This is a genomic window from Clostridioides sp. ES-W-0018-02, from assembly GCF_020658175.1.
Lineage (GTDB): Bacteria > Bacillota > Clostridia > Peptostreptococcales > Peptostreptococcaceae > Clostridioides.
Map to the genome: position 1 here is coordinate 586303 of NZ_JACVVY010000001.1, position 25786 is coordinate 612088.

Sequence of the window (25786 nt, forward strand, 5' to 3'; positions counted from 1 at the left end):
TTTTTATCTTCAGTTATGATTAATAGTTTTACTTATTTATATCATATATTTTATCAACTTTTAATAAAAAAACCTTACTCTGTTTAAAAATATTTGTTTTATATAAAATCAATTAATAACCCTATATTATATAAATAATAAAACTAATTATATCTTCCTTATTAAAACCATAAATATATAAATTAATTAACATTAATGAACAAGAAAGTCAGTAGAGCATGATGTATCAAACCACACATTTTGCTCTACTGACTTTTATTACTTAACTAAAACTTCAATATTTTCATCTTGACCATCTATAACTATAGTACATCCATTATATATCTCTCCAGCAATAAGTTTTCTTGCAATTATAGTTTCTAATGTATTTCCTATATATCTCTTAAGAGGTCTCGCACCATACACAGGGTCATAACCTTCTCTCACCATTACATCTTTAGCTGAATCTGTAACCTCAATAGAGATATCTTTTTCTTTTAATCTATTTTTTAAATCTTCCATAAATATGTCTATAATTTTCTTGATATTATCTTGGTCTAAAGGTTTAAACATTATAATATCATCTACTCTATTTAAAAATTCAGGTTTAAATCTATGCTTCATCTCATTCATTACAAGACTGTTAGTAGTATCTGTTATATTTCCACCTGCTTCTAATAAATAATTACTTCCTATATTAGAGGTCATTATTATAAGAGTATTTTTGAAGTCTACAGTCTTACCTTTATTATCAGTAAGTCTACCATCATCTAATATTTGTAAAAACATATTAAATACATCTTCATGTGCTTTTTCTATCTCATCAAATAATATTACAGAATAAGGTGCACGTCTAACTGCTTCTGTAAGTTGTCCGCCCTCTTCATATCCTACATATCCTGGAGGAGGTCCTACTAATCTTGATACAGCATGTTTTTCCATATATTCAGACATGTCAATTCTAATTATATTGTCTTCACTATCAAATAAATTTCTAGCAAGAGTTTTTGCAAGTTCAGTTTTTCCAACTCCTGTAGGCCCTAAGAATATAAATGAACCAATTGGTTTTCTTTCATCTTTTAGGCCAGCTCTTGCACGTATTACTGCATTTGAAACTGCTGTAACAGCTTCATTCTGTCCAATAACTCTCTCATGAAGTTCATCTTCTAGCTTAAGTAGCTTTTCTCTTTCACCTTCGACTAATTTAGTTACTGGTATACCTGTCCACTTTGATACAATATTAGATATTTCTTCTTCTGTAACTTCTTCTTTTAAAAGTGAGTTTTCAGAACCATCATTCATACTTTCTTCATATTTCTTTATTTGCTCTTCTAATTTAGGTATTTCACCATATTTAACCTCTGCTGCTTTGTTAAAATCATATTCTCTTTCGTACTTTTCAGCTTTTCCTTTAGCTTCATCTAATTGAGATTTTAAATTTTTGATATCTAGTATTTGACTCTTCTCTTTTTCATATTTAGCAGTCATTTCATCATTTTTAGATTTTAACTCTGCTATTTCCTTTTGAATATCTTCTAATCTTGTCTTACTCTTATCATCATTTTCTTTAAGCAAAGCTTCTCTCTCAGTTTCTAGTGTAAATAATTTTCTTCTAACCACATCTAATTCTGTTGGCAATGAATCTATTTCACTACGAATCATAGCTCCAGCTTCATCTATTAAATCTATTGCTTTATCTGGTAAAAATCTATCTTGTATATATCTATGAGAAAGTTTTGCTGCTGCTACAATAGCATTATCATGAATTCTTACTCCATGATGTATCTCAAATCTTTCTTTAAGTCCTCTAAGTATAGATATTGTATCTTCAACAGTAGGTTCTTCTGCAATTACAGGTTGGAAACGTCTTTCAAGTGCTTTATCTTTTTCTATATATTTTCTGTACTCATCAAAAGTAGTTGCACCAATACAATTTAACTCTCCTCTTGCAAGCATAGGCTTAATCAGGTTACCTGCATCCATTGAGCCTTCTGTTTTACCAGCACCAACTATAGTATGAATCTCATCTATAAATAGAATGATTTTTCCATCAGAACTTTGAACTTCTTTTAAGACAGCCTTTAATCTTTCTTCAAATTCTCCTCTATATTTTGCACCAGCAATCAATGCACCCATATCAAGAGAAAATACTATTTTATCTTTTAATCCTTCTGGTACATCTCCTCTTACTATTCTTTCTGCTAAGCCTTCAACTATCGCAGTTTTACCTACACCTGGTTCACCAATTAATACAGGGTTATTTTTTGTTCTTCTTGATAAAATTCTTATAATTCTTCTTATTTCTTCATCTCTTCCAATTACAGGGTCTAATTTATTTTTTTTAGCTAAATCTACTAAATTTGTTCCATATCTAGCAAGTGCATCATATGTTCCTTCTGGGTCTTGCGTTTCTACCCTTTGACTACCTCTAACTTGTGATAAAACATTTAAAAAATCATTTTTATTTATATTATATTGTTTCAATATTTTACCAACAACTGATTTTGATTCTGTTTCCATCATTGCAAGCATAACATGTTCAACACTTATATATGAATCTTTAAATTCTTTAGAAATACTTTCTGCTTTTATAAGTACTTCATTTATTTTTCTAGTAGCTGACACTCCTTGTGAATCTGCTCCTTCTCCATATACTTTTGGAAGTTTATCCATTTCAAAGTTTACAGTATTTCTTAAAGAATCTATTGATATATTCATCTTTTCTACTATATTTGGTATTAATCCATCTTCTTGATTAATAAGTGCTGAAAAAAGATGAATTACATCTACTTGTTGGTTATGATTTTTTACTGCTTCATTATAAGCCTCATTTAAACTTTTTTGAACTCTTAAAGTCATTTTTTCTACGTCCATATAAATCCCTCCATTTTAATATTATATCCAAATAAATTAAATTCTCTCATTTATGATTATTGATTTTCTAAGCTCTAAAAGACTATCAAGCAAACTTTCATTTTTTTGTATGTCAAAACTTAATGTCAGATTAAAGGTTCCATCTGAATTAAAAAAATCAAACACTTCTTTTGATTTTGCTCTTAGATATAAATCTTCATCTATAAGTCTTTTTTCACCTATTAACAAATATTGGCACTTATCTATAAAACTCTTTCTAAAATCAATAGTATATAGATTTTCTAAAAGATTATATTGGTAAATTGCAATATTATTAAACACTTTTAATAAATTTGAATTTACAAAATTGTAAATTTGATTATCGTTATACAGTGATATTTGTTCATATATATACTCTCTAAATAAAGGATGAATGTTTTGTTTAAGTTTCAAAGTAACTTCAGCTGGTATTTCAAAATACAACTTCCAGTATTCAGAATTATTTTTTTCTAATATAAATGCTACTCTGTTTAAACTAGTGGGGCTAATCTCTTTTAATGTACATTCAAAATTATAATATCTCAAACTAGTTTCTTCATTTTCAAATACATAATCAAACCACTGTAGAACATTTCTATCAAGTTTTAAACTCATATAAAAACCTTCTTCCTTATTTACTAACCTTATTAGGTCTTTTTATCTGATTATATTCTTCTAGTAAACTTTCTTTATCAGCTTTATTTCCTTTATATGCTATATGTGGATTTATCATATACTCACCATTTTTTACTTTCTGTAAAAAATCTAATTTTTTTAGTTCTGTAAACAATGAAGACAAGGAAGTCTTTGGATATTCAAATTCGCAAGATAATTCATGTAGTGTTTTCCTAATCTTATTATTTTTATCCATAGAATTTATCAATTTTATTGGAATTAAATCTCTTTTAGTATACATTCCTTCTGCCACTTTGATATAATTTTTAAAGCAAACATTCATATATTTACTTTTGTTCATAACCAAATTTCTACTTTCTGTGTATTCTTGATTTAAATCTTTTTTTAATGCCTTATCTAAATTAAATATCTCTTCTCACTCTCCTTATCTCTAATTGATAATATAAATATATTACAAAAAAATATGTATGTCAAAAACAAAAATAGCAAAAGTTTATCTATAATCTAAACTTTTATTTATCTATAAGCTAAACTTTATTGTTTTTTAAAATCAGTATTTTCAATTTATTGGTAAGATTTTTGAATAATATTTGTAAATTTTTTTTAAAAATTTTAATATGCTCAGTAAAATAATCTTTTCTACAGAGTAAAACCACTAAACACATAATATTTCCAATTATTTTTTTGTAAGTTTACTTGACATAGTATATATATATTTATACAATGTATATATACTATATATACAATTTAAGGAGGTGTTTAATTGAATATAGTTATTAGTAATTCAAGTGGCAAGCCAATATACGAACAAATTACTACACAAATTAAAAGTATGATTATAAGTGGAGAGTTGCCAGAAGGTACTGCTCTTCCAAGTATGAGATTATTAGCAAAAGAACTTAGAATAAGTGTAATTACTACAAAACGAGCATATAGTGATTTAGAACATGATGGATTTATTGAAACAGTTACTGGTAAAGGTAGTTTCGTATCTGGCAAAAATATGGATTTTGTTAAAGAAGAACAACTTCGTTTAATCGAAGAATATCTACAAAAAGCAGTTGATACAGCTCAAAGTAGTGGCATTACATATAATGAGTTACAAGATATTTTACTTTTATTATATAAGGGAGAATGATAATTATGGACGCAATAACTATAAAAAACCTAAACAAAGTTTACAAAAATTTTGCATTACAAGATGTATCTTTTTCAGTACCAAAAGGCTCTATAATGGGATTTGTAGGTGAAAATGGTGCAGGAAAAACTACTACACTAAAATCAATTTTAAATTTAATATCTTATGATAGTGGAAATATTGAAATCTTTGGCCTTGATAACATAAAAAATGAAAAAGAAATCAAAGAACAAATTGGTGTCGTATTTGAAGGAAGCAACTTTCATGAGAATTTAAATACAAATAATATCTCAAAAATTATGAGCCATATCTATAAAAACTGGGATGATAGACTATTTAAAGAATATTTAAAACAACTAAGAGTTCCAAATAATAAACTAATTAAAGAATTTTCAAAAGGTAATAAAATGAAACTTAGTATTGCTGTAGCTTTATCTCATAAACCAAAGTTATTAATATTAGATGAAGCAACTAGTTCACTTGACCCTATTGTAAGAGAAGAAATATTGGATATATTCTTAGATTTTATACAAGATGAAGAACATTCTATTATTTTATCTTCACATATTACAAGTGATTTGGACAAAATAGCAGATTATATTACATTTATACATAAGGGGAAAATTGTATTTAGCGAAAGCAAAGATGAATTAATCGATACTATGGGTATCTTAAAATGTAATTCTAATGATTTTGCTAAACTTACAAATGAAGATTATTCATATTATCGTAAAAGCCAGTTTGGATATGAAGTACTACTTAAAGATAAGTATAAATTTATTACAAAACATCCAAACCTTATAGTTGATAATACATCAATTGAAGAAATTATGTTATTTTATGTGAGAGGTGATAAATAATGAAGGGACTAATTTTAAAGGACTTACTTAATTTAAAAAGCAATATAAAATTTCTAATTTTATTTATGATTGTATTTGGATATATCTCTTCTGTTGGAGATGGAAATAACAGTAGTTTTATAGGTGTTATTATAGTTTTATGTACAACAATGATTGTTTCAACATTTTCATATGATGATTTAAATAAATGGGATAGCTATGTACTTACAATGCCTATCAAACGTGACACTATTGTATTAAGTAAATATTTAACTATGTTAATATTTAGCTTTATAGGTGTATTTTTTTCACTTATTATTCGCATTGTTAATGGATATTTTAAAAATACACTTGTTTTAGATGATACTTTAGTTATTACAGGATTAATTTTATCAATTTCAGTATGTTTTGCTAGCCTTATTTTACCACTTATTTATAAATTTGGTACAGAAAAAGCTAGTTTATTAATGATTGCATGCTTTTTACTTCCTACTGCTGCAATATTAGGATTTAAAAGTCTTTTGGAAAGATTTAATTCAAGTATTTCTATTGAAATTATACTTAATACTTTAGTTTATTCTCTTCCATTTATTGCGATTTTATTATTTGTAATTTCATATTTTATTTCTACAAAAATTTATTGTAAAAAAGAAGTGTAAAATATATTAACACTAGTTTTATATTTAAGTGATTTTATAAAAGATTTTATAAAAATACTATCAGGGTAAAATTTGATAGTATTTTTGTTTTTTATGAATTCATTTCTACTCGGATTTTTATTTTTTTATTATTTATTTATTCAGTAACATCCTATTATTTTCTAAATATACTGATATAATATAATTATCTGATAAATTTAGTTGACAATTATATTTTTAGGAGGGTACCCATGTTAGGACAAAGATGTATGGATTATTTACAAACATTAGGAAAAATAAGTTCAACAACAGGTCTTACAAGACTTATATTAACTGATGAGCATAAAAAATCGATTGAATTAATAAGTTCTTGGATGAAAAATTTGAATCTTGATATTGAAATTGACGATATTGGAAATATTATAGGTACATATAAATCTAATTTCTTAAACGCACCTACATTAGTAGTTGCATCTCATCAAGATAGTGTAAAATGTGGAGGTATATTTGATGGAATGCTAGGAATAATTGTTCCTCTAATTGGACTTGAAGAAGCTATAAATAATAATAAGTCTTATCCATTTAATATTAAATTAGTTGCATTTGCTGAGGAAGAAGGAACAAGATTTGAAACATCTCTAATGGGAAGTAAAGTTTTTGCTGGTACTTTTAAAGAGGAACTACTCAAATCTGTTGATGAAAATGGAATTACGCTTGAAGAAGCTGTGACAAAATTTGGATTTGATACTAAAAATTTAATAAATTTACACCCTAGAAAAGATATTGATGCTTATTTAGAATTCCATATCGAACAGGGACCTGTCTTAGAAAACAATGCTCTTCCTGCTGGTATTGTTTCAAGTATTACAGGATTTAAGAGTTTTAAAATATCAGTAAATGGCAAATCTGGCCATGCTGGAACACTCCCAATGGATATGCGATTTGATGCTGGATGTTGTGCTTGTGAATGTGTATTATCAATTGAAAATATAGCTAAGATAACGCCTGATTTAATTGCTACAGTTGGAAAGATGAATTTCTATCCATCATCATCAAATGTAGTTCCTGAAAGGGTTGATTTTACTCTTGACGTCCGCTCATGTTCACAAGAAACTCTTGATACTTCAGTAATAAAAATATTTGATGAAATAACTCGCATATGTCAAAATAGAAAACTTAATTATACAAGTGAACTCTCTTTTGAAAATGTTCCTGTACCATGTTCTGATAAAATGACAAAAGTTATAGAAAAAAGTTTTGTGGATTTAAATCTCAACCCATTTTATATTTATAGTGGCGCTGGTCATGATGCTCAAGAAATGGATAATATAACTGATATAGGCATGGTATTTATAAGATGTACTGAAGGCATAAGTCATAATCCTAATGAAAATGTTACTGTGAATGATTTAGATATTGCAGTAAAAATATTTTTAAAAATACTAGATAATCTTAATCTAAAATAATTTTACGATAATACTCTTCATTCTGATGTATAAAAAAAGAAAATAAACATGAAAAAGGTAGCAACTAACTCTAATTGCTACCTTCTAATTCTATTTATATAAAAGTTGATTTCTCATCAATAATATCACATCTATCATTTCCATTAGATATATGTCTTACTTATAATTATACATTCTATTCGTAATTATCTCATTTTAAATAATATATATTATACAGTGAATATTTTTCTAATAATGACAATAAATATTCAAATTATTTTTAATATCTCCATTGATTTTTATCTATTTACCTTAAAAATATAAAGGATACCAAAGCTGATATCCCTTATAAATGTTATATATTCATTTTTTATTATAGTTCCAATTTAATATTCAACTTAACTCATAGAGTTAGAAAATTCCTCTCCTGCTGTAACAAGATTAGATAATAATACATCAGCCAGTGCATCATTAGCTGAACTTATTATCCATTTATTATCTTTCTTAGTACATTCAAACTCTACAGTTTTTGTTACAAAAGTTTCTTCAACACTTTTTTGCTTTTCTTTCATAATTGACACTAACATTTCAGTTGTTTTCTCATCTGTTAAATCTTGACCTGAAAAACTCATGCCAAGCATCTTTGTAAATGCTTCAGCCACTATTTCTTTAAGTAATGGTGTTGAATCTACAAACTTACACTCTACTTGAATTTTTGCATTATTATCTTTAATCTCACTGTCTTTTATTGTGTATGTTATTTTAGATGCATTATGTTTTAGATAATCTAAAACATACTGTGTACTTGGGTCTTCTGTTTCTAATTCTTTTAGTATATCCTTATATTTTTCATCATTATTTTCCATAACTTTGTTCATACCTTCAAAGTCAAATTTCTTTGCACTACTAAAAAAACTATTGATTGTATCTTCTGGTTTTGCACTTGAACATGCTGTCAAAGATATTGCTAATAAAAAAGTTGTTAAAAGTAATATGATTTTTTTCATATCTCAAATCCTCCCTCTTAATTTGTTGATACATAAATTATTTTAACATATAATGAGGATTTTTAATAATATATTTAGAATATTTATGACTTTTATCAAAACATAAATCTAGATTAAAAAATATTTATATTAAATTATTATTCATATTTACATCAGTCATAGTAGAAACCATAACAGACTTTATAGTATGCATTCTATTTTCTGCCTCTTCAAATACTTTTGAATACTTGGAATTAAATACCTCGTCAGTAACCTCTAATTCTGATAATCCAAACTTTTCATAAATTTCTTGACCAACTTTAGTTTCTAAATCATGAAAAGCTGGAAGACAATGTAAAAATATAACATTTTCATTTTCAGTTTTCTTTATCATATCCATATTCACTTGATAATCTTTAAGTTGATTTATTCTCGCTTCATATTGTTCTTCTTCTCCCATAGAAACCCATACATCTGTATATATAACATCAGCACCCTTTACATCATCAATATTTTCAGTTAACAATATATCTCCTTTAGACTTTTTAGCTATTTCTTTCATATCTTCAACTAACTTTTCATTTGGCCAAAGTTCTTTAGGAGCAAGCGCTACAAAATGAATTCCCATTTTAGCACATCCTATCATCAATGAGTTACCCATATTATTTCTAGCATCCCCAACATAAACAAATTTAACTTTATTTAAATCTTTATCTACATTTTCAATTACTGTTAGAAAATCTGCAAGTATTTGAGTTGGGTGATATTCATCTGTAAGGCCATTCCAAACAGGTACTCCAGAGTATTTTGCTAAACTTTCAACTGTTTCCTGTTTAAATCCTCTAAATTCTATACCATCATAAAATCTTCCTAAAACTTTTGCTGTATCGGATACAGATTCTTTTTTACCCATATGGCAGTCATTGGGTCCTAGATAAGTTACATGAGCACCTTCATCATGAGCAGCCACCTCAAACGAACATCTAGTTCTTGTTGATGTCTTCTCAAACAATAATGCTATATTTTTACCTTGCAATAAATCTCCTTTTATACCAACCTTCTTCTTAGTTTTTAAATAACTAGATAAAGTTAATAAATATCTAATTTCCTCTTTTGTAAAATCCTTTAATGTTAAAAAACTCTTTCCTTTTAAACTTATATTATTCATATTGATTTTCCCCTTTTTGTAAATTTATTTAAATGCTATAAAATTTTTAGTTTCATATATTTTTATCTACTCTAATTCTCACCCTAACAATGAATCTTTTAATAACTTAATTATCTTCTAGTAATATATCTTTTAAAATTTCAAGAGCTTCATTTATCTCCTTGTAGCTAATAGTTAAAGGTGGTAAAAATCTAAGTACATTCTTTCCAGCAGTCAAAATAAGTAATCCTTTTTTTCTAGCTTTTTCTTCTATAGTGCTAGATTCAATAGTAGTTTCGATTCCTATCATCAAGCCCATACCTTTTGTCTTTACTACGATTGTACTATTAAAATTTTCAATAGATTTTCTTATATAATCTCCTTTTTCTAACACATCTTCATAAAATCCTTCTTTAGATATTTCATCTAACACAACAGAAGCTGCCACCATAGCTAATAAATTCCCTCCAAATGTTGTACCTTGGTCTCCTTTCCCTAAAACTTTTGAAAACTTTTCATTTACTAATACTCCTCCTATTGGTATCCCTGCGCCTAAACCTTTTGCAATTGTAACAATATCTGGTTTTACATCAAAATATTCATATCCAAAAAGTTTCCCCGTTCTTGCTATGCCACATTGAACTTCATCAAATATTACTGCTATGTCTTTTTCTTTACATATTTTTACAAGTTCTAAAATATAATCTTTTTCAAGAACATTAACTCCACCTTCACCTTGAACTGCTTCAAGAATTACTGCACAAACAGTTGAATCAATATTATTTTTAAAATCTTCAATATCGTTTTTTTCTACATATTTAAATCCTTCGGGAAGTGGATAAAAATATTTATGGTACTTATCCATACCAGTTGCCATCAAAGACATCATTGTTCTACCATGAAAAGAATCCTTTAAACTTATGATTGTCCCTCTTCCTTCACCATATTTATCACTACTGTACTTTCTTGCTATTTTAAAAGCAGTTTCATTTGCTTCTGTTCCAGAGTTACAAAAATATACTTTATCCAATCCACTTATATTAATTATTTTTTCTCCTACAGACAATACTGGACCATTGAAATATAAGTTTGATGTATGTAATAATTTGTCCACTTGCTCCTTTAAAGCAGTTTTTAAATTATTATTACTATATCCAAGAGAAGACACTCCGTATCCGCTTGTAAAATCTATATATTTATTGCCTTTAGTATCAAAAAAGCAACTACCTTCGCCATAATCTATAATAAAATCAGGTTGGCTATATGTATTTATGAAATATTCCTCCCATTTTGAAACTATATTATTGTTATTTATCTTCATTTTTATCATCCTCACTTAAGTTTATAATCTTTTTTATATTTAACTTATTTTCTTATTCATTTTCTTTTCTTATTAATGTGCCTATTCCACTATCAGTAAATAACTCTGTTATTATAGAATGAGGAACTCTTCCATCTAAAATATGAACTCTATTTACCCCATTATTCAAAGCGTCTACACATCCATGTATCTTAGGTATCATGCCACCAGTAATTATACCTTCATCAAATAGCTTATCAACATCATCTAGTATAACTTCTGTTATCAATGACTTTTCTTCATCTGGATCTCTTAAAAGACCTGGCACATCAGTAAGAAGTATCAGCTTATCTGCATTTAATTCTTTAGCTATAGCTGATGCTGCTGTATCTCCATTTATATTATAGGTCTCACCATCTTCTCCTACTCCAATAGTTGCAATTACTGAAATATAGCCTGATTTCAAGCAAGATTCTATAAGTTCAACATTTACTTTCTTTATTTCTCCAACAAATCCTAGTTCATAATTTTTATATGGGTCACATAAAATCATATTATTATCTATCCCACAAAGCCCTACTGCTCTTCCGCCTTTTGTATGTATCTTGTTTACTAAGTCTTTATTTACCTTTCCAGCTAAGACCATTTTTACAATTTCCATAGTTTCTTCATCTGTATATCTAAGCCCATTTACAAATTTACTTTCTATATCTACTTTAGCAAGCATTTTATTGATTTCTGCTCCTCCACCATGTACTAAAACTATATTTATTCCAACATAACTCATAAGTACAAGGTCTTCCATAACAGACTCTTTTAAACCATCTTTTTTCATTGCACTTCCACCATACTTAACTACAATAGTTTTGCCTTGATGCTTTTCTATATATGGTAAAGCTTCTATCAGTGTATTTGCTTTTTCTATATCAATCATTAAGCATTTCCTCCTAGTTTCTATAACTTCCATTTATTCTTACATAATCATAACTTAAATCACATCCCCATGCATTTCCTCTAGCATTTCCCATGTTCAAATCTACTAATATACTTATTTCATCATCTTCAAGAATTTTTTTCGCTTTTTCTTCATTAAAATCCAACCCATTTCCCTGTTTACATACTTCTATATATCCTTTCATGCTTTCAAAAATAATATCTACTTTTTCCATATCTATTTCTTCACCCGCATATCCTAAAGCACACAATATTCTTCCCCAATTTGCATCAGCTCCAAATACAGCTGTCTTTACCAAGGAAGAAGATATAACTGTTTTTGCTAACTTTACTGCATGTTCTTCACTTAGTGCTCCATTTATATAGCATTCAATTAATTTTGTACATCCTTCTCCATCTTTAGCAACAAGTTTAGCAAGTTCTATACAAACATATGTAAGCGCACTTAAAAATACTTGATAATGTTCATCTTTTTCATCCATTCTCTCATTTTTCGCTTTTCCATTTGCCAAAATCATTACCATATCATTAGTACTTGTATCTCCATCTACACTAACTCTATTAAAACTTTTATCAACTGCACTTTTTAGAGCTTCTTTTAAGAGAACGCTATCGATATTTGCATCTGTCGTTATAAATCCCAATGTTGTTGCCATATTAGGATGTATCATTCCTGAACCTTTTGCCATACCTCCAATAGTTATTTTTTTATCTCCATACATTATTGCTACTGCTATTTCTTTCTTTATAATGTCAGTTGTCATAATCGCTTCTCTTGCTCCAATATGACCTTGTTTACTGAGATTACTTACTAACTCATCCATATTTTTTTCTATTAAATCTATATTTAGTGGTTTTCCTATAACACCAGTAGATGCAACCAAAACATCATCTTCTTTAATATTTAATTTTTCACTAGTAAATTTAGCCATTTTATATGCGTTTATAAGACCTTCTTTTCCATTAAATGTGTTAGCATTAGCACTATTGACTATAATCGCTTGTGCTTTTCCATTTTTAATATGCTCCTGTGTTACATAAACTGGATTTCCTTTAACTTTATTTTGAGTAACTACTGCTGCTGCATCACATAAAATATCTGAATAAACTAAAGCTAAGTCCCTCTTTTCTTTATTTTTTCTTAAGCCACAGTGAATTCCTGAAGCAACAAACCCTTCTGGAACTGTAACTCCACCTTTTATAATCTCCATTTTTATCCTCCTAATTATATGAGTTTAGTATTTTTCTATTCCTAAAATGCTGGTGCAATATGCTTTAAGCCTGTAGTCTCCTCAATTCCAAACATTATATTCATATTTTGTACGGCTTGCCCTGCTGCCCCTTTAATCATGTTGTCTATAGTTGAACAGATTATTAATGTATCTTTATTTTCATGTACTGATATTACACATTTATTTGAATATACAACATTTTTTAAAGAGGTTATCTTATCTAATGGGAGTATTTCTACAAATTCTTTATATTCATAATAATCAGTTAATTTTTTATGTATATCACCTATAGATACATTATCTTCTTTTATGCAGTATATAGTTGATAGTATCCCTCTATTTACTGGAATTAGATTTGGTGTAAAAACTACATCTACATCTTCTTTATACGCTTCACTTAGATTTTGTTCTATTTCTGGAGTATGTCTATGTTTTCCTATTTTATATGCAGTTATATTCTCATTAACTTCTGTAAAATGACTACTTGTTGATAACTCTCTACCAGCTCCTGTAAGACCTGATTTAGAATCAATTATTATATTATTATTTTTTATTAATTTAGAACTTAATAATGGCATCAATGGTAAAGAAATACTAGTAGGATAACATCCTGGATTTGCAACTATATCAGCACTTTTTATATCTTCTTGATATATCTCACTTAATCCATATACAGCTTTTTTGTGCAAAATTGTATCTATAAAAGATACTCCATACCATTTACTATATATTTTTTCATCTTTTATTCTGAAATCAGCACCTAAATCTATGACTTTCTTTTTAGATTCAATTGCTTTTATTGCAAACTTTTCACTTACACCATGTGGAAGAGCAGTAAATACAACATCACACATATCAATTACTTTTTCGTTTTCTATACATGTCATACTGTTTTCATAACCTATACTTGGGTATATATCAACTATGTTTTTGCCAATGTATGAATTTGAACCTATAGCTGTAACTTCTACTCCTTCATGATTTATTAGTAATCTTAGTAATTCTACACCAACATATCCAGTTGCTCCAATAATTCCAGCTTTTATTTTGCTCATTTTATTTCCTCCGTTTTATAATTATTTTAAGAATATTTCGAATTATTTTTTTAAATTAATATTATTATTTAATAATCATTTGATAATATATAAGTTTAAAACTATCTAACTAACAATAAAAAGCCCCTTAGCATTATAATGCTAAGAGGCGAATTTCCGCGGTACCACTCTTATTGGTAAAATTACAATTATAATAATTCTTATGAATTAAAAAGTATTTGCAAATGTATATTTAAAATTAAAAAAGCCTCTTGGTCAAAGACCAAGAGACGAATATACACCCGCGTTACCACTCTAATTGATAAGATAATCTTACCCACTCTAATCTCTTAAGGCGAGACTCACCAATTACCATACTACTAATTCTGGTAACTTCCTCCAAAGCTCTATTCACAATAAAATTCATTACTAGGCTTCCACCATCCCTAGCTCTCTATCAAATCCTTTTATGCTACTTTCTTTTTCATAGGATTTCAATTTCTTTTCTTGTTGTTTTATATAATAATTTATTTTTAGTAGTTTGTCAATATTATTTATAAATTTTTGGAAATTTTTTCTAGGTTGTTAATTTCCACCATTTTGTATCCGAGTTACGATATAACTTAAAACCACATCTTAATAAAACATTTTGTGAATCTGTATTGTAAGCATCAGTTTCAGCTATCACAGAAGAAACATTTGGTTGACTTAATCCCCAGCTACATATCTTTTTAATAGCTTCTGTCATATATCCTTGTTTTTTATAATCCTCACCTAATCCATAACCAATCTCAATTTCACCATAAGAATTTGGCACATCTTTAAAATCGGCTAATCCTATAATTGTACGGTTTTCATTTAACATAATAAACCAAAATGTATAAAACAATATATTTTTTTCATCTTTTTTAGCAATATTTAATTGTCCTTTTACAATATCATAAAAAAAACCAGTCATTGGTTCTGCACAATAAATGCATTCTAATTCCTTTTCTAATTCTGAATTATTGGAAGTCCAAAGTTCAAGTTGACGAAGTGATAGTGGAATTAGAGTTAATCTTTCTGTTTTTAATATCATTTTTTCTCCTTTTAAGAGAAAGACTAAAATTGTTATCAAAGAATTCTTAATCATACACAACAATAGTCTTTCTGCTGATTTTCTTTTTAATCTGATAAAAGCTCATCTATCACATGAAATTTCATTTATTAGTTCTATTAGTTCTATATTTTCTAACAGGCTATAAAGTATATTAGTATCATAAATTTTACTACTCAATATCTTTTTTTATTTCTACAACATCCTCAATTTTACAATTGTAATTATTGAAAATAAAATTGATGGAAATTAACTGATAAAAGTATCATTATTAATTCAACACAGTTGAACAACAAGTGAGAATACATATAGATTTGTGTAAATATATATACATTCTAGCTTGATACTATATATGTGATAATTAGTTGCATAATATCGAGAATGATCTATATTTTTATAAGTTTAAGAATTATTTTTTAGAGAGTGTATTCCATTTATTAATACTTTAGAATCTATTTTTAAATATCTAGAATACATCCAAACAATTGGACTACGAAGCCTACCTCTAGAGCAAACAATTATTATCTTTTTACTATTGTTATCGCTAATAGATAGAAGCCTATCTTTTATTTTTTTACGATTTTTTATTAAACCATATAAGACAACAATTCCTGCGATGGGTTTATTCCTGTGCAGGAAGTCATATTCTTTTTCATTAATAACAGAGATATTATGTTCTAATTTGGCTATACTACCATATTCTATCGATGTACGTACATCAACAGTTACTTCATCAACGATTTCACTATGTTTTATTAGATATTGTGGACATAATTTTTTCATGTATACATCTAAAGTCTGCATAAGTATCTCTCCTTAACTCTTTGCATAATATATTAATTTATTATACTATAAGCAAGTTCACCTTTACAGTTGTTTATTAATATAAATTTATAATTATTATAAAAATATCTTAAATATATCATAGGATTTATATGAAGCTTTTACAATTTAGAGTGGAAATCACACTCATTTAGGTTGAATGGATAGCACAAATAGTATATAAAAAACATTGATACATACACATATAATGTTAATATAAGTATATGGAGAATAAATATAGAAGAACTCAAACAACAGCAAAGGATACTACTATTAATGAAAAGCTTACAATAGATTTAAAATTACTTCCTTTCTTTTGAAATTTTTAAATAAATGAAATTATTCCTTCCCATGTAAGAAAGTGACAAAACTAATTATTAAAAGTTAATTACAGTCAAACATATCTAAAAACAATACACAACCATCTTGTTGCAATGTTTAGTTATTCTGTAAAATATTATAATTTGACTAGTGAATAAATATACTAACAATAGCAGAACATTTATGACATGAAAAAATTGAAACAACATGGAATGTATATTCTCATTTATGTCCAAACAAACACCTAAAAATTGCACAAAAACTAGAAGATTTAAATTTATATCTTATTTTAATTAAGTTTTAAAAACCTTTACTATCTAAAAATTTTTCAATTTTTTTCTCAGAAAGTATCTCATTAGTTATAAATTCTCCATTGAAAAAAAGACTATATGTAGTAAATGGTGCAGGAGCATTTTGTGCTTCTTTTGCTGTTTCAAATTTTATAAGATTTGCTTCAACACCTCTAGCATTCGCAATTTTTTTTAAAATAGGAGCATATTTTGCAGTATGTGGACACTGATTACTGTAATATAAAACTATCCCATTCTCCTTTGATTTACTTTGTTTTACACAATCTTTAAAGCATGGAATAGGTGCATTATCAGTAAATGGAAAATACAATAACTCATAACTTGGTTCTGATGTATCTGCCAGATAAAATCCTTTATATTTTAAATACTTAGAATCAGATAAAAATGGTAGCTTTTTTTCAGATGAAAGTACAACTAACCCATATTTTCCTTTTGACTTTGCATCATCAATGCATTTTTGTAGTAATAAATTAGAGTATCCTTGTCCTTTAAATTTTCCAGATACCCAGAAACAATTAATATACATATAATTATCTGCAGTAATAGGACACCATGCATTTTCTGCTGGTATATATTCTATAAAAACTTTACCTCTTTCATCTAATCTTTTAAATACAAGACCTTTGTCAAAATTACTTTTCATCCAATATTTTTTAGAAGAAACACAGTTTTCTCCCTTTTTTTCAGTAATTGCACAACATACATGTTCATTATCAATATTGTTTGAATTTATATCTATAATCTGCATATTACCTCTCCTTCTCTCTTTACAAAATAGTTTTCATATATATACTATATCTTTAATTGTACTATTATATATATGACACTTATATGTCATATATATTTTCATTTTATATTAAATTATTTTAAATTTATCATTATTATTAAATTATATGTAAAATTAAATAAATTTTTATGTTCTAACTATATTATATATGGATTGTTTTATTAATCACCTTTAAATTCAAATTTAATAAAACAATTTATATTGAAATAAATATATTTAAGGTATATAATTATAAGAAAAATTTTTAATAATAGAGGTGTTGTTTATAATGTGTGAAAAGTACCTAATAAGAGAATTAAAAGAACCTGATATTAGAAGTGCATTAAATTTAATTTGGAATGTATTTGAAGAATTTGAGTCTCCAGATTATTGTGTTGAAGGAATTAAGTCATTCCATGAATTTATAGAATATAACTCTATTATTGAAAAAGTCAAAGAAAAATCTATTTTCTTTTGGGGCTGTTTTGATTGTGAAAAGTTAATTGGGGTTTTAGCTATCAGAGACCTAAATCATATATGTATGTTATTTGTAGATAAAAATTATCACAAATGTGGTGTTGCAAAAAAATTAATGGATATAGGTGTAAAGTATTGTACTGAAAACATAGATGATTTAACTGAAGTAACTGTAAATTCATCCCCTTATGCTGTTGAAGTTTACCATAAATTAGGATTTAAAAATACTAATGCTGAACAGATTGTCAATGGTATACGTTTTACTCCAATGAAACTATCAATATCAAATTAATTTAACAAAGAAATATATCAAAAGCAAATCCACTTAAAGTTTTTAAAGTTGATTTGCTTTTAGATTAAATTTTTAAAGTACACTATTTTTCTTTAAGTTTTAAGTAATATACTTTGAAAGAATCTTCTAGCAAAGACATTAATATTTATTTTTTTACTTCTTATTTTCTAATCCAATCTATTAATTAAATTAACTATATTATAATTTATTGATATATATGTAATGTTGATTATTAATTCTATCATTTACATTAATATTTAGCGATATATTTAGTCATACTTTTTATGAATACCTAATAGTACAGTATCAACAGTGTCAGATAGACTTTTTATGGCTTCTTCTGAATCTAAAAGAGCTTTTCCAAGTTGCAAAGTTGAATATCCATGAATCACACTCATCAACAAATTTAATACTTCATCTATATTCTTTGTTCTTAAATTACAAGAAAGAATAAGTTTTTCTAATAGCGATTTATATTCTTCAAATATCTCTGATGTTTCTTTGTTCCCATGCCAAATAGCCCATTGAATTGTTTCATAAACCCCAGGATGAGCAATTATAAAATTAAAATATGCAATACTTACAGACTTTATAGCTGTATCTCCAGAATCACCAATAGCAACTTTCTCCATCTGTTTATTCATTTTCCTCATACCATTATGAGCAACCTCTCTCAACAAATCATCTAAGCTTTCTATATGATTATATAAAGAAGGCGTACGTATACTTAGTTTTTCTGCAACAACTTTTAAAGAAAGCTTGTTAAGCCCATCTTTATCAGCTATATCAGATGCTACCTGTATTACTATATCTCTACTAACACGCATGATTATACCTCTCTCAACTAAAATTAATTACTTTATTAGTTTAACTAATCTAATTAGCTTCGTCAACAATTAATACTTATAAAACACTTTATATTGAGTGCAATGTTGACAATTTAATTTTAGTTTAATATAATACTAACTATATTAGTATTATAACTAATTTAATTAGTATATTACAGTATAATTTTATAGTTTAATAGATATATCAATAGATACTATATATTAAACTGAAGGGAGATTTTTATGGAAAAGAAATATTTTCAAATTCATGGAATTCCTTCAATTCTTTGGGGAAATCCTTCAAACAAATTGTATATTTATATACACGGACAATGCGGTTATAAAGAAGAAGCCGAAAGTTTTGCTAATATCGCTGTTAATCATGGATGGCAGGTTTTAAGCATTGATTTACCTAAACATGGAGAACGTAAAGAAGAAAACATTTCGTTTGACCCATGGAATGTTGTTCCAGAGTTATTAGCTATAATGAAATATGCAAAATCTAATTGGAATCAAATTGCATTATATGCAAATAGTATTGGTGCATGGTTTAGTATGTTAAGTTTTGAAAATGAGAATCTGGAAGAGTGTGTTTTTGTATCTCCAATTCTCGATATGCAACAGCTTATTTCTAATATGATGCTTTGGGAAAATGTATCAGAAGAACAACTTAAACATGAACTAATTATTCCAACTTCATTTGGTCATACACTTTCATGGGAATATCTGCAATATGTCAAAAAACATCCTATTACTAAATGGAACACTACAACAAGAATACTATATGGTAAACATGACGAACTTACAGAACTAAGTGTGGTAGAGAAATTTACACGCCATTTTAATTGTAATTTAACAGTTATAGAAAACGGGGAGCATTGGTTTAATACACAAGAGCAATTAAAAGTATTAAATAAATGGACAAATACTTTATTTGAATGAAGATAATTTCATTATTACTATTTATCTATAAATTAGAATAATTATTCTATCAATTCACTTTATTTTAGTATCATTAAAATAAGCGATAATAAAGCTAAAATTATTCCAACTAGCATAATATTATTTAATATTTTAGAACTTATATTCTTTTTCATATAAACTTACCACCTTAATATTTTTATTTATATATACAATAATATTTTTATATTTTAATCAATATTTTTTTATTGAAAAACAATAAATTATATATTATAATCAATAATATAACCTATATTAAGGAGATGGTATTTATGAGTACAAAATTTTTTAGAAATATTCTAACAGTGTTTTTGTACATTATGTTAGTAAGTATGGCTGCAACAGGTATAATATTCTTATGTATGATACCCATATCTTTGTATAATTTTAGCTTTGAAAAATTGATTATTACAATTGTTAGAATTGTTTATTTTTCTGACTATTATATAGTTATTTTATTCCTAACTTTTATAATTAATAGCACTAAATACTCACCTTTTATACTTGAAAATGTTAAGAGATTTAAAATAATGGGATATTGCTTATTGATAAATACTATAATTGAATGTATCAATGGTTATAGTGTAAATGCTGGTCCTATAAAAATATTTGGAACTGATAATGGAGGAATTTCACCACTTATGGTCATCTCTTTTATCTTTTCACTAATGTGTTTTGTAATTGCTGAAACATTTAATAAAGCTATAAAAATAAAAGAAGATAACGATTTAACGATATAGAGGTGATATTATGGCAATTATAGTTAATCTAGATGTAATGATGGCAAAAAGAAAAATATCACTTAAAGATTTGGCTGAAAAAATAGATATTACAAATGCTAATTTATCAATTTTAAAGACTGGTAAAGCAAAAGCTATTAGATTCACCACTCTAAATGAAATTTGTAAAGCTTTAGACTGCCAACCAGGTGATATACTTGAATATGTAGAAGATGATTAAGAAAAGAGTGTCTAAAACACTCTTTTTGATTATCACCTATAGCCTTTATTATTTTACTTGAAAATTTAGACATGTTGTCAAATCTTTTTCATGTGTACTAATGGGTATTAAATTAAATAGACTTTATTTTCTAGAAAACCCTTTTTAGTTTTATCTAGTTTTATATTAAGATATCTTAATATAAAACTCTTAAATATATTTTTAAGACTAATAATAACCAAAGATGTTAACTAAAAAATATAATTAAATAGACATTACTATTAATCTATGATATAATAGTATTTGTGGTAATACACAATTAAATCAAGTATATCTTGATATAGGTTAATAGGAGTATTTTTAATGAATAATGGAATAGTGAAATGGTTTAATAATGAAAAAGGATTTGGGTTTATATCAATAGAAGGTGGAGATGATGTATTTGCTCATTTCTCAGCTATACAAACTTCAGGATTTAAATCATTAGAAGAAGGTCAACAAGTAAGCTTTGATATAGTTAAAGGCGCTAGAGGTCCTCAAGCAGAAAATATAACTATATTATAATATATAGATTTTTCGGGAAAGACTCTTTTGAGGGTCTTTTTTTATTGATAATTTAAGCAAAATTTTATTTAAATAAAAAAACTGACTGTCAGTTAAATGTCAGTCAGTTTTTTATAGTATTTTTACTCAAAAACTGATGGATTTGAGATTTTTAATAATTAATCATACTTATTAATATATAAACTTTACTCGTATACAGAATATCTCTTCCAGATTTGCTCTAAGTCATCGAAGTGCTGTTTAATATCTTCTTTTTCTTTCATACCAACAGAGATTGCAAGAGCATTTGAAATACTAAGTGCTGGAACTAGTGAATCTACAAATGAAGCCATATTACTCTTAACCAAAAGAGTATTGTCTGCAAGTGCTGCTACTGGTGCAAATAAACTATCTGTTAATGAAATTACATGTGCTCCTTTTTCCTTAGCATAATTGACAATTTGATAAGATTTTTTTGAATAACGTGGGAAACTAATTGCAACTATAACATCTTCTTCGTTTATTCTTACAATCTGTTCAAATGCATCTCCCATATCCATTCTAATTATATGGACATTATCAAGTATTATATCTAAGTAAAAACCTAGGTATTGAGCTACTACAAAAGAACTTCTCATACCAAGTATATATATTTTTCTTGCCTTTAAAAGTTTATTAGAAGCTTCCTTAAATGCTTTTTCATCAATTTCTTCTAATGTTGATCTTATATTATCTATATCACTCTTTAAAACTTTGTTCAATATTGCAAAATCATCAGAATAATCATGTGCCATTTCAACTCTTTGTACTGTAGTTAATTTATTTTTTATGAGTTCTTGAAGTGCAGCTTGTAATTTTGGATACCCACTATAGCCTAGAGCATTTGCAAACCTTACAACAGTAGATTCACTCACTCCTACAGTTTCACCTAACTTGCATGCAGTCATGAATGCAACTTTATCATAATTATTCAAAATATATTGTGCTATAAGTTTTTGCCCCTTACTTAACCTCGTGTATTGAGATTGTATATTTGATATCAAATGTTTACTATCTTTCATTTCATTTGTTTCTTCCATTTTTTTCTCCTTTTAGTTATATAAACTATTTTCTTTTTATCACTACTAATATTTTTTCTAAAAATTTTATTATTTTAGTTTTTATCTCAGCTTCTTAAACTCATAAAATTCTAACTTTTCTGTACCTTATACTTCACATAGTATTTTCGATTAAATTTATTATACCATCTTTCCTTGCATTTTTTAAGATTTATTCAATATTTCTTTTAAAATTTTCAATTTTTACTCATTTAAAAGTTAAATATTTTATTTTGCATATTTAAGCACATTACTTACTTCAAAAGTAAATTATCATATACTTATTATTTAAAGTGTTTTTAAAAGGTTACAATATATATATTAACTCTTAATAGAATCTTGTCAAGTTTTTTTTAGTGTTTATTGTGATTTTTTCTTTTCAATTAAAATCAATTGTGGTGGGTTATTGACTTGATTTAAAAATTTAGATTCTAAAACATTAAATTCATCTTGATTTAAATTATTTACAAAATTATATATACTATCTTTTTCTTCTTGCCCTCCATCATGTCCTGTATATATAGCAATACTTATTATTCCATTTTCTTTTAATATTTCTAAGCTAGACTTTATAGCTTTTAAAGTTGTATCTGGTTTAGTTATAATTAGATGTTTTGCTCTTGGAAGATATCCTAAATTAAATAAAACACATGAAACTTCTTCTTTTACATATTTATCGATATTTTCATGACCATCAAGTATTAATTTTACTCTATCTATATATCCTTCTTTTTCTAATTTTTTTCTTGTAGATTTTAGAGCTTCTTCTTGTATATCAAAAGCATATACAAAGCCTTTTTCTCCAACCTTTTCAGCCAAATACTTTGTATCATAACCATTTCCCATGGTAGCATCTATTGTTACATCACCTTTATTAATAATATTTTCTAAATAAAATTTATTTATATCTGTAATTTTAGTTAAATGTTTTGCATATGCCATAATATTATTTCTCCCTACTATTAACTTCATTTCATTTTCATGTTATTTTATTGATTTTAAATATTTTATTTCATCTTCTGTTAAGTATCTATATTCACCAACTTTTATATCTTTTAATACTATTTTCCCTACAGAAATTCTTCTTAAGTTTAAAACTGGATGATTTATAGCCTTACACATTTTTCTTACTTGTCTATTTCTTCCTTCATGTATAGTTATTTCGCATACTGAATAATTCTTTTCTTTATTTTCCTTAGTTACTCTGATTTTAGCAGGTGCTGTTGTATAATCTTCTATTTTTAGTCCTTTTTCAAAATTTTTTATTTCATCCTTATTTATAATTCCTTTTACACTTGCCACATAAGTTTTATTAATTTCATGTTTTGGATGAGTAAGTTTATATGTTAAATCTCCATCATTAGTAAGTATCAAAAGCCCACTTGTTTCATAATCTAACCTCCCTATTGGATATACTCTTTCCTTTACATCTTTTAATATATCTATTACACTTGCTCTATTAAACTGATCTTTTACAGTAGTTATATAACCTTCTGGCTTATTCAATACTATATAGACATAATTTTCGCTTGGCTTTACTGCTTTATTATCAAATTCTACTATATCTTTTTCTTCATCAATATTAAAAGATAGCTCTTTTACTATATTTCCATTTACCTTTATTCTTCCTTCAAGAATGATTTCTTCTGCTTTTCTTCTAGATGCAATTCCACAAGAAGCTATATATTTATTAATTCTCATACATAATCCTTTCTTATCTTAAATTATATGTTATTTAATATTTTTATCAACATTAATTTTGTTACATTATTATACTATACTAGACCTTAATTAAAAACAAGCCAAAAAATTATTTAATTTTCCTAAATAATTGTAATTTCTTTTCACATACTATTAATATGTAATAGCTGATTAAACACTATTTTAAGGAAGTGATTATTATTTCAAAAGAAAATGTAAAATATTATTTAATGGTCGTGTTTATTGGAATTTTATTTTTTAAGTTTATTAATACTCCAGCAGATTTTATATCTAGCATTGAAGGATTATTAAGTTTTTTTAGTCCATTTTTACTAGCTATTTTACTCGCTTTGCTTTTAAATCCTCTTGTAATGCTTTTTGAAATAAAATTTAAAACACATAGGCTTTTATCCATTTTTTTATCTTATATATTGATAGGTATTATTTTAGCTTTTGGTATTAGATTACTAATTCCTTCAATAGCCAATACATTAAATAGATTAATAAATGAAATGCCTATCTACAGTGATTATATAGATAATTTTATAGAAAAAAATATGTCAAACATAGATTTTTTAAAAGCTCTAATTCCTCATATACAACACAGCTTAGATAATGCATTAAAAGAAGCTAGTAATTTTATTAGTAGAATTCCTAAAAACTTTTTAATCTATACACTTAGCATATCATCTATGCTATTTAGTATGGTAATGGGCTTTATATTATCTATATATATTATATATGATAAGGAAAAAATTGCATTAGGATTTAAAAGATTGCTATATTCTTCTACTGCTAGAAACAAAGCTGATGACATTATAGAATTTTTTAGAACTACTCATGATATTTTTTATGATTATTTAATTGGTAGAATTTTAGACTCTCTCATTATTGGTATAATTGCATTTATAGGATTTCAATTTATCATTCGAATAGAAAATGCTTTATTTTTAGCTTCAATAATATTTTTAGCAAATATAATACCTTATCTAGGGCCATTTATTGGAGCTATACCTCCAGTAGCTATGACAATTTTATACAGCCCACAAAAAACCATATGGGTTATCGTATTTATATTTATATTACAACAACTAGATGGAAATTTCATAGAGCCAAAGGTTATGGGCAATCAAGTTGGAATAGGAGCTATATGGATAATTTCTGCGATTTTAATAGGACAGTCTCTTTTTGGATTTATAGGTGTTTTTCTTTCAGTACCTGTAGCTGCTGTTGTAAAAACTTCTATTGACAAATATATTGACAAGAGATTGCAATAAGCTTTATCTTTTATAATTTTAAAAATTAATTATTATCTATTACATTACTATAAAAAAATGAAATTAACTCTTGGCAAAGAATATATGCTAAAAGTTAATTTCATTTTCTGATACAAAGTCTTAATTGTTTATATGTA

At 26.5% G+C, this 25786-nt stretch carries 26 protein-coding genes and 1 other annotated feature; of the genes, 10 read left to right on the forward strand and 16 right to left on the reverse strand.

The window, feature by feature from the left end; genetic code table 11:
* Positions 1-258: 258 nt before the first annotated feature.
* Genes clpB through IC219_RS02780 form a run of 3 tightly spaced genes read right to left on the reverse strand, consistent with a single transcriptional unit; the run spans position 259 to position 3847 of the window.
* Positions 259-2853: an ATP-dependent chaperone ClpB gene (clpB, locus tag IC219_RS02770; RefSeq protein ID WP_227830582.1), complete on the reverse strand. Its 2595-nt coding sequence runs from the start codon at positions 2851-2853 to the stop codon at positions 259-261.
* Between the two features lie 36 nt (positions 2854-2889).
* Positions 2890-3486 (reverse strand): hypothetical protein, encoded by a 597-nt coding sequence (locus IC219_RS02775; protein WP_227435068.1) that lies wholly within the window; start codon positions 3484-3486, stop codon positions 2890-2892.
* A 16-nt stretch (positions 3487-3502) separates the two neighbouring features.
* Positions 3503-3847, reverse strand: coding sequence for a replication/maintenance protein RepL (locus tag IC219_RS02780; protein WP_227435067.1), 345 nt, complete (start codon positions 3845-3847; stop codon positions 3503-3505).
* A gap of 423 nt (positions 3848-4270) precedes the next feature.
* Between IC219_RS02780 and IC219_RS02785 the strand changes: the two genes are divergently transcribed.
* The 4 genes from IC219_RS02785 (at position 4271) to IC219_RS02800 (ending at position 7588) form a co-directional block, all read left to right on the forward strand.
* Entirely contained in the window at positions 4271-4645 is a 375-nt protein-coding gene (locus IC219_RS02785) for a GntR family transcriptional regulator (protein ID WP_227435065.1), read from the forward strand.
* A complete protein-coding gene (locus tag IC219_RS02790; RefSeq protein WP_227482608.1) occupies positions 4642-5505 on the forward strand; it encodes an ABC transporter ATP-binding protein in 864 nt (287 codons plus the stop codon). Before IC219_RS02785 ends, IC219_RS02790 begins: the two co-directional genes overlap by 4 nt.
* Complete coding sequence (locus IC219_RS02795; protein ID WP_227482607.1) at positions 5505-6143, forward strand: ABC-2 transporter permease; 639 nt, start codon at positions 5505-5507, stop codon at positions 6141-6143. The genes IC219_RS02790 and IC219_RS02795 overlap by 1 nt, the downstream gene beginning before the upstream one ends.
* A 230-nt stretch (positions 6144-6373) precedes the next feature.
* Entirely contained in the window at positions 6374-7588 is a 1215-nt protein-coding gene (locus IC219_RS02800) for a M20 family metallo-hydrolase (RefSeq protein WP_227830583.1), read from the forward strand.
* Positions 7589-7965: 377 nt separating this feature from the next.
* On the opposite strand, the gene IC219_RS02805 is transcribed toward IC219_RS02800, so the two are convergent.
* The 9 genes from IC219_RS02805 to IC219_RS02845 all read right to left on the reverse strand — a co-directional run bounded on the left by IC219_RS02805 (position 7966) and on the right by IC219_RS02845 (position 17518).
* Positions 7966-8574 carry a hypothetical protein gene (locus IC219_RS02805; RefSeq protein WP_227830584.1) on the reverse strand — a complete coding sequence of 203 codons (609 nt, stop codon included), beginning with the start codon at positions 8572-8574 and terminating at the stop codon, positions 7966-7968.
* 124 nt (positions 8575-8698) lie between these two features.
* Positions 8699-9721 (reverse strand): ornithine carbamoyltransferase, encoded by a 1023-nt coding sequence (argF, locus tag IC219_RS02810; RefSeq protein WP_227830585.1) that lies wholly within the window; start codon positions 9719-9721, stop codon positions 8699-8701.
* Between the two features lie 106 nt (positions 9722-9827).
* The gene (locus IC219_RS02815; protein WP_255612864.1) at positions 9828-11021 is read right to left on the reverse strand and encodes an aspartate aminotransferase family protein; all 1194 of its coding nucleotides are present in this window, start codon (positions 11019-11021) and stop codon (positions 9828-9830) included.
* A gap of 52 nt (positions 11022-11073) precedes the next feature.
* On the reverse strand, positions 11074-11934 hold the full coding sequence (gene argB / locus IC219_RS02820; protein WP_227435056.1) for an acetylglutamate kinase: 861 nt from the start codon (positions 11932-11934) through the stop codon (positions 11074-11076).
* Between the two features lie 13 nt (positions 11935-11947).
* Positions 11948-13165 (reverse strand): bifunctional glutamate N-acetyltransferase/amino-acid acetyltransferase ArgJ, encoded by a 1218-nt coding sequence (gene argJ / locus IC219_RS02825; RefSeq protein ID WP_227435055.1) that lies wholly within the window; start codon positions 13163-13165, stop codon positions 11948-11950.
* A 41-nt stretch (positions 13166-13206) separates the two neighbouring features.
* Positions 13207-14241, reverse strand: coding sequence for an N-acetyl-gamma-glutamyl-phosphate reductase (argC, locus tag IC219_RS02830; RefSeq protein ID WP_227482604.1), 1035 nt, complete (start codon positions 14239-14241; stop codon positions 13207-13209).
* Positions 14242-14503: 262 nt separating this feature from the next.
* Positions 14504-14717: a binding site (T-box leader), on the reverse strand.
* Positions 14718-14797: 80 nt separating this feature from the next.
* Positions 14798-15298 (reverse strand): GNAT family N-acetyltransferase, encoded by a 501-nt coding sequence (locus IC219_RS02835; protein ID WP_227435052.1) that lies wholly within the window; start codon positions 15296-15298, stop codon positions 14798-14800.
* 420 nt (positions 15299-15718) lie between these two features.
* Entirely contained in the window at positions 15719-16120 is a 402-nt protein-coding gene (locus IC219_RS02840) for a hypothetical protein (RefSeq protein ID WP_227435051.1), read from the reverse strand.
* Positions 16121-16759: 639 nt separating this feature from the next.
* Positions 16760-17518 (reverse strand): N-acetyltransferase, encoded by a 759-nt coding sequence (locus IC219_RS02845; protein WP_227830586.1) that lies wholly within the window; start codon positions 17516-17518, stop codon positions 16760-16762.
* Positions 17519-17825: 307 nt separating this feature from the next.
* On the opposite strand from IC219_RS02845, the gene IC219_RS02850 reads away from it, so the two are divergent.
* Positions 17826-18305: a GNAT family N-acetyltransferase gene (locus tag IC219_RS02850; protein WP_227482601.1), complete on the forward strand. Its 480-nt coding sequence runs from the start codon at positions 17826-17828 to the stop codon at positions 18303-18305.
* 269 nt (positions 18306-18574) lie between these two features.
* Here the strand turns inward: IC219_RS02850 and IC219_RS02855 are convergent, their stop codons facing one another.
* Positions 18575-19132, reverse strand: coding sequence for a TetR/AcrR family transcriptional regulator (locus IC219_RS02855; protein ID WP_227435043.1), 558 nt, complete (start codon positions 19130-19132; stop codon positions 18575-18577).
* Between the two features lie 309 nt (positions 19133-19441).
* Here IC219_RS02855 and IC219_RS02860 point away from each other — a divergent pair, with 309 nt between their 5' ends.
* The 4 genes from IC219_RS02860 (at position 19442) to IC219_RS02875 (ending at position 21595) form a co-directional block, all read left to right on the forward strand.
* A complete protein-coding gene (locus tag IC219_RS02860) occupies positions 19442-20074 on the forward strand; it encodes an alpha/beta hydrolase (protein ID WP_413926916.1) in 633 nt (210 codons plus the stop codon).
* 290 nt (positions 20075-20364) lie between these two features.
* Entirely contained in the window at positions 20365-20832 is a 468-nt protein-coding gene (locus IC219_RS02865) for a DUF2975 domain-containing protein (RefSeq protein WP_227435040.1), read from the forward strand.
* Between the two features lie 10 nt (positions 20833-20842).
* A complete protein-coding gene (locus tag IC219_RS02870) occupies positions 20843-21052 on the forward strand; it encodes a helix-turn-helix domain-containing protein (protein WP_227435037.1) in 210 nt (69 codons plus the stop codon).
* Between the two features lie 342 nt (positions 21053-21394).
* Complete coding sequence (locus tag IC219_RS02875; RefSeq protein ID WP_021384215.1) at positions 21395-21595, forward strand: cold-shock protein; 201 nt, start codon at positions 21395-21397, stop codon at positions 21593-21595.
* Between the two features lie 185 nt (positions 21596-21780).
* On the opposite strand, the gene IC219_RS02880 is transcribed toward IC219_RS02875, so the two are convergent.
* The 3 genes from IC219_RS02880 to IC219_RS02890 form a co-directional block, all read right to left on the reverse strand.
* A complete protein-coding gene (locus IC219_RS02880; protein WP_227435034.1) occupies positions 21781-22653 on the reverse strand; it encodes a MurR/RpiR family transcriptional regulator in 873 nt (290 codons plus the stop codon).
* Positions 22654-23031: 378 nt separating this feature from the next.
* Entirely contained in the window at positions 23032-23613 is a 582-nt protein-coding gene (locus IC219_RS02885) for a tRNA (mnm(5)s(2)U34)-methyltransferase (protein ID WP_227435032.1), read from the reverse strand.
* A gap of 42 nt (positions 23614-23655) precedes the next feature.
* The gene (locus tag IC219_RS02890) at positions 23656-24372 is read right to left on the reverse strand and encodes a pseudouridine synthase (RefSeq protein ID WP_227482596.1); all 717 of its coding nucleotides are present in this window, start codon (positions 24370-24372) and stop codon (positions 23656-23658) included.
* Positions 24373-24563: 191 nt separating this feature from the next.
* Between IC219_RS02890 and IC219_RS02895 the strand changes: the two genes are divergently transcribed.
* Complete coding sequence (locus IC219_RS02895; RefSeq protein ID WP_227482595.1) at positions 24564-25649, forward strand: AI-2E family transporter; 1086 nt, start codon at positions 24564-24566, stop codon at positions 25647-25649.
* The last annotated feature ends 137 nt before the right edge of the window (positions 25650-25786 follow it).

Excerpts from the sequence above, each read along its gene's own strand:
- IC219_RS02880 (WP_227435034.1), bottom strand. The coding sequence starts at position 22,653 with ATGGAAGAAACAAATGAAATGAAAGATAGTAAACATTTGATATCAAAT.
- IC219_RS02870 (WP_227435037.1), top strand. The coding sequence starts at position 20,843 with ATGGCAATTATAGTTAATCTAGATGTAATGATGGCAAAAAGAAAAATA.
- IC219_RS02795 (WP_227482607.1), top strand. The coding sequence starts at position 5,505 with ATGAAGGGACTAATTTTAAAGGACTTACTTAATTTAAAAAGCAATATA.
- IC219_RS02800 (WP_227830583.1), top strand. The coding sequence starts at position 6,374 with ATGTTAGGACAAAGATGTATGGATTATTTACAAACATTAGGAAAAATA.
- IC219_RS02865 (WP_227435040.1), top strand. The coding sequence starts at position 20,365 with ATGAGTACAAAATTTTTTAGAAATATTCTAACAGTGTTTTTGTACATT.
- IC219_RS02780 (WP_227435067.1), bottom strand. The coding sequence starts at position 3,847 with ATGAACAAAAGTAAATATATGAATGTTTGCTTTAAAAATTATATCAAA.
- clpB (WP_227830582.1), bottom strand. The coding sequence starts at position 2,853 with ATGGACGTAGAAAAAATGACTTTAAGAGTTCAAAAAAGTTTAAATGAG.
- argC (WP_227482604.1), bottom strand. The coding sequence starts at position 14,241 with ATGAGCAAAATAAAAGCTGGAATTATTGGAGCAACTGGATATGTTGGT.
- IC219_RS02815 (WP_255612864.1), bottom strand. The coding sequence starts at position 11,021 with ATGAAGATAAATAACAATAATATAGTTTCAAAATGGGAGGAATATTTC.
- IC219_RS02840 (WP_227435051.1), bottom strand. The coding sequence starts at position 16,120 with ATGCAGACTTTAGATGTATACATGAAAAAATTATGTCCACAATATCTA.
- argB (WP_227435056.1), bottom strand. The coding sequence starts at position 11,934 with ATGATTGATATAGAAAAAGCAAATACACTGATAGAAGCTTTACCATAT.
- argJ (WP_227435055.1), bottom strand. The coding sequence starts at position 13,165 with ATGGAGATTATAAAAGGTGGAGTTACAGTTCCAGAAGGGTTTGTTGCT.
- IC219_RS02835 (WP_227435052.1), bottom strand. The coding sequence starts at position 15,298 with ATGATATTAAAAACAGAAAGATTAACTCTAATTCCACTATCACTTCGT.
- IC219_RS02885 (WP_227435032.1), bottom strand. The coding sequence starts at position 23,613 with ATGGCATATGCAAAACATTTAACTAAAATTACAGATATAAATAAATTT.
- IC219_RS02775 (WP_227435068.1), bottom strand. The coding sequence starts at position 3,486 with ATGAGTTTAAAACTTGATAGAAATGTTCTACAGTGGTTTGATTATGTA.
- IC219_RS02855 (WP_227435043.1), bottom strand. The coding sequence starts at position 19,132 with ATGCGTGTTAGTAGAGATATAGTAATACAGGTAGCATCTGATATAGCT.
- IC219_RS02805 (WP_227830584.1), bottom strand. The coding sequence starts at position 8,574 with ATGAAAAAAATCATATTACTTTTAACAACTTTTTTATTAGCAATATCT.
- IC219_RS02875 (WP_021384215.1), top strand. The coding sequence starts at position 21,395 with ATGAATAATGGAATAGTGAAATGGTTTAATAATGAAAAAGGATTTGGG.
- IC219_RS02850 (WP_227482601.1), top strand. The coding sequence starts at position 17,826 with ATGTGTGAAAAGTACCTAATAAGAGAATTAAAAGAACCTGATATTAGA.
- IC219_RS02890 (WP_227482596.1), bottom strand. The coding sequence starts at position 24,372 with ATGAGAATTAATAAATATATAGCTTCTTGTGGAATTGCATCTAGAAGA.
- argF (WP_227830585.1), bottom strand. The coding sequence starts at position 9,721 with ATGAATAATATAAGTTTAAAAGGAAAGAGTTTTTTAACATTAAAGGAT.
- IC219_RS02845 (WP_227830586.1), bottom strand. The coding sequence starts at position 17,518 with ATGCAGATTATAGATATAAATTCAAACAATATTGATAATGAACATGTA.
- IC219_RS02790 (WP_227482608.1), top strand. The coding sequence starts at position 4,642 with ATGATAATTATGGACGCAATAACTATAAAAAACCTAAACAAAGTTTAC.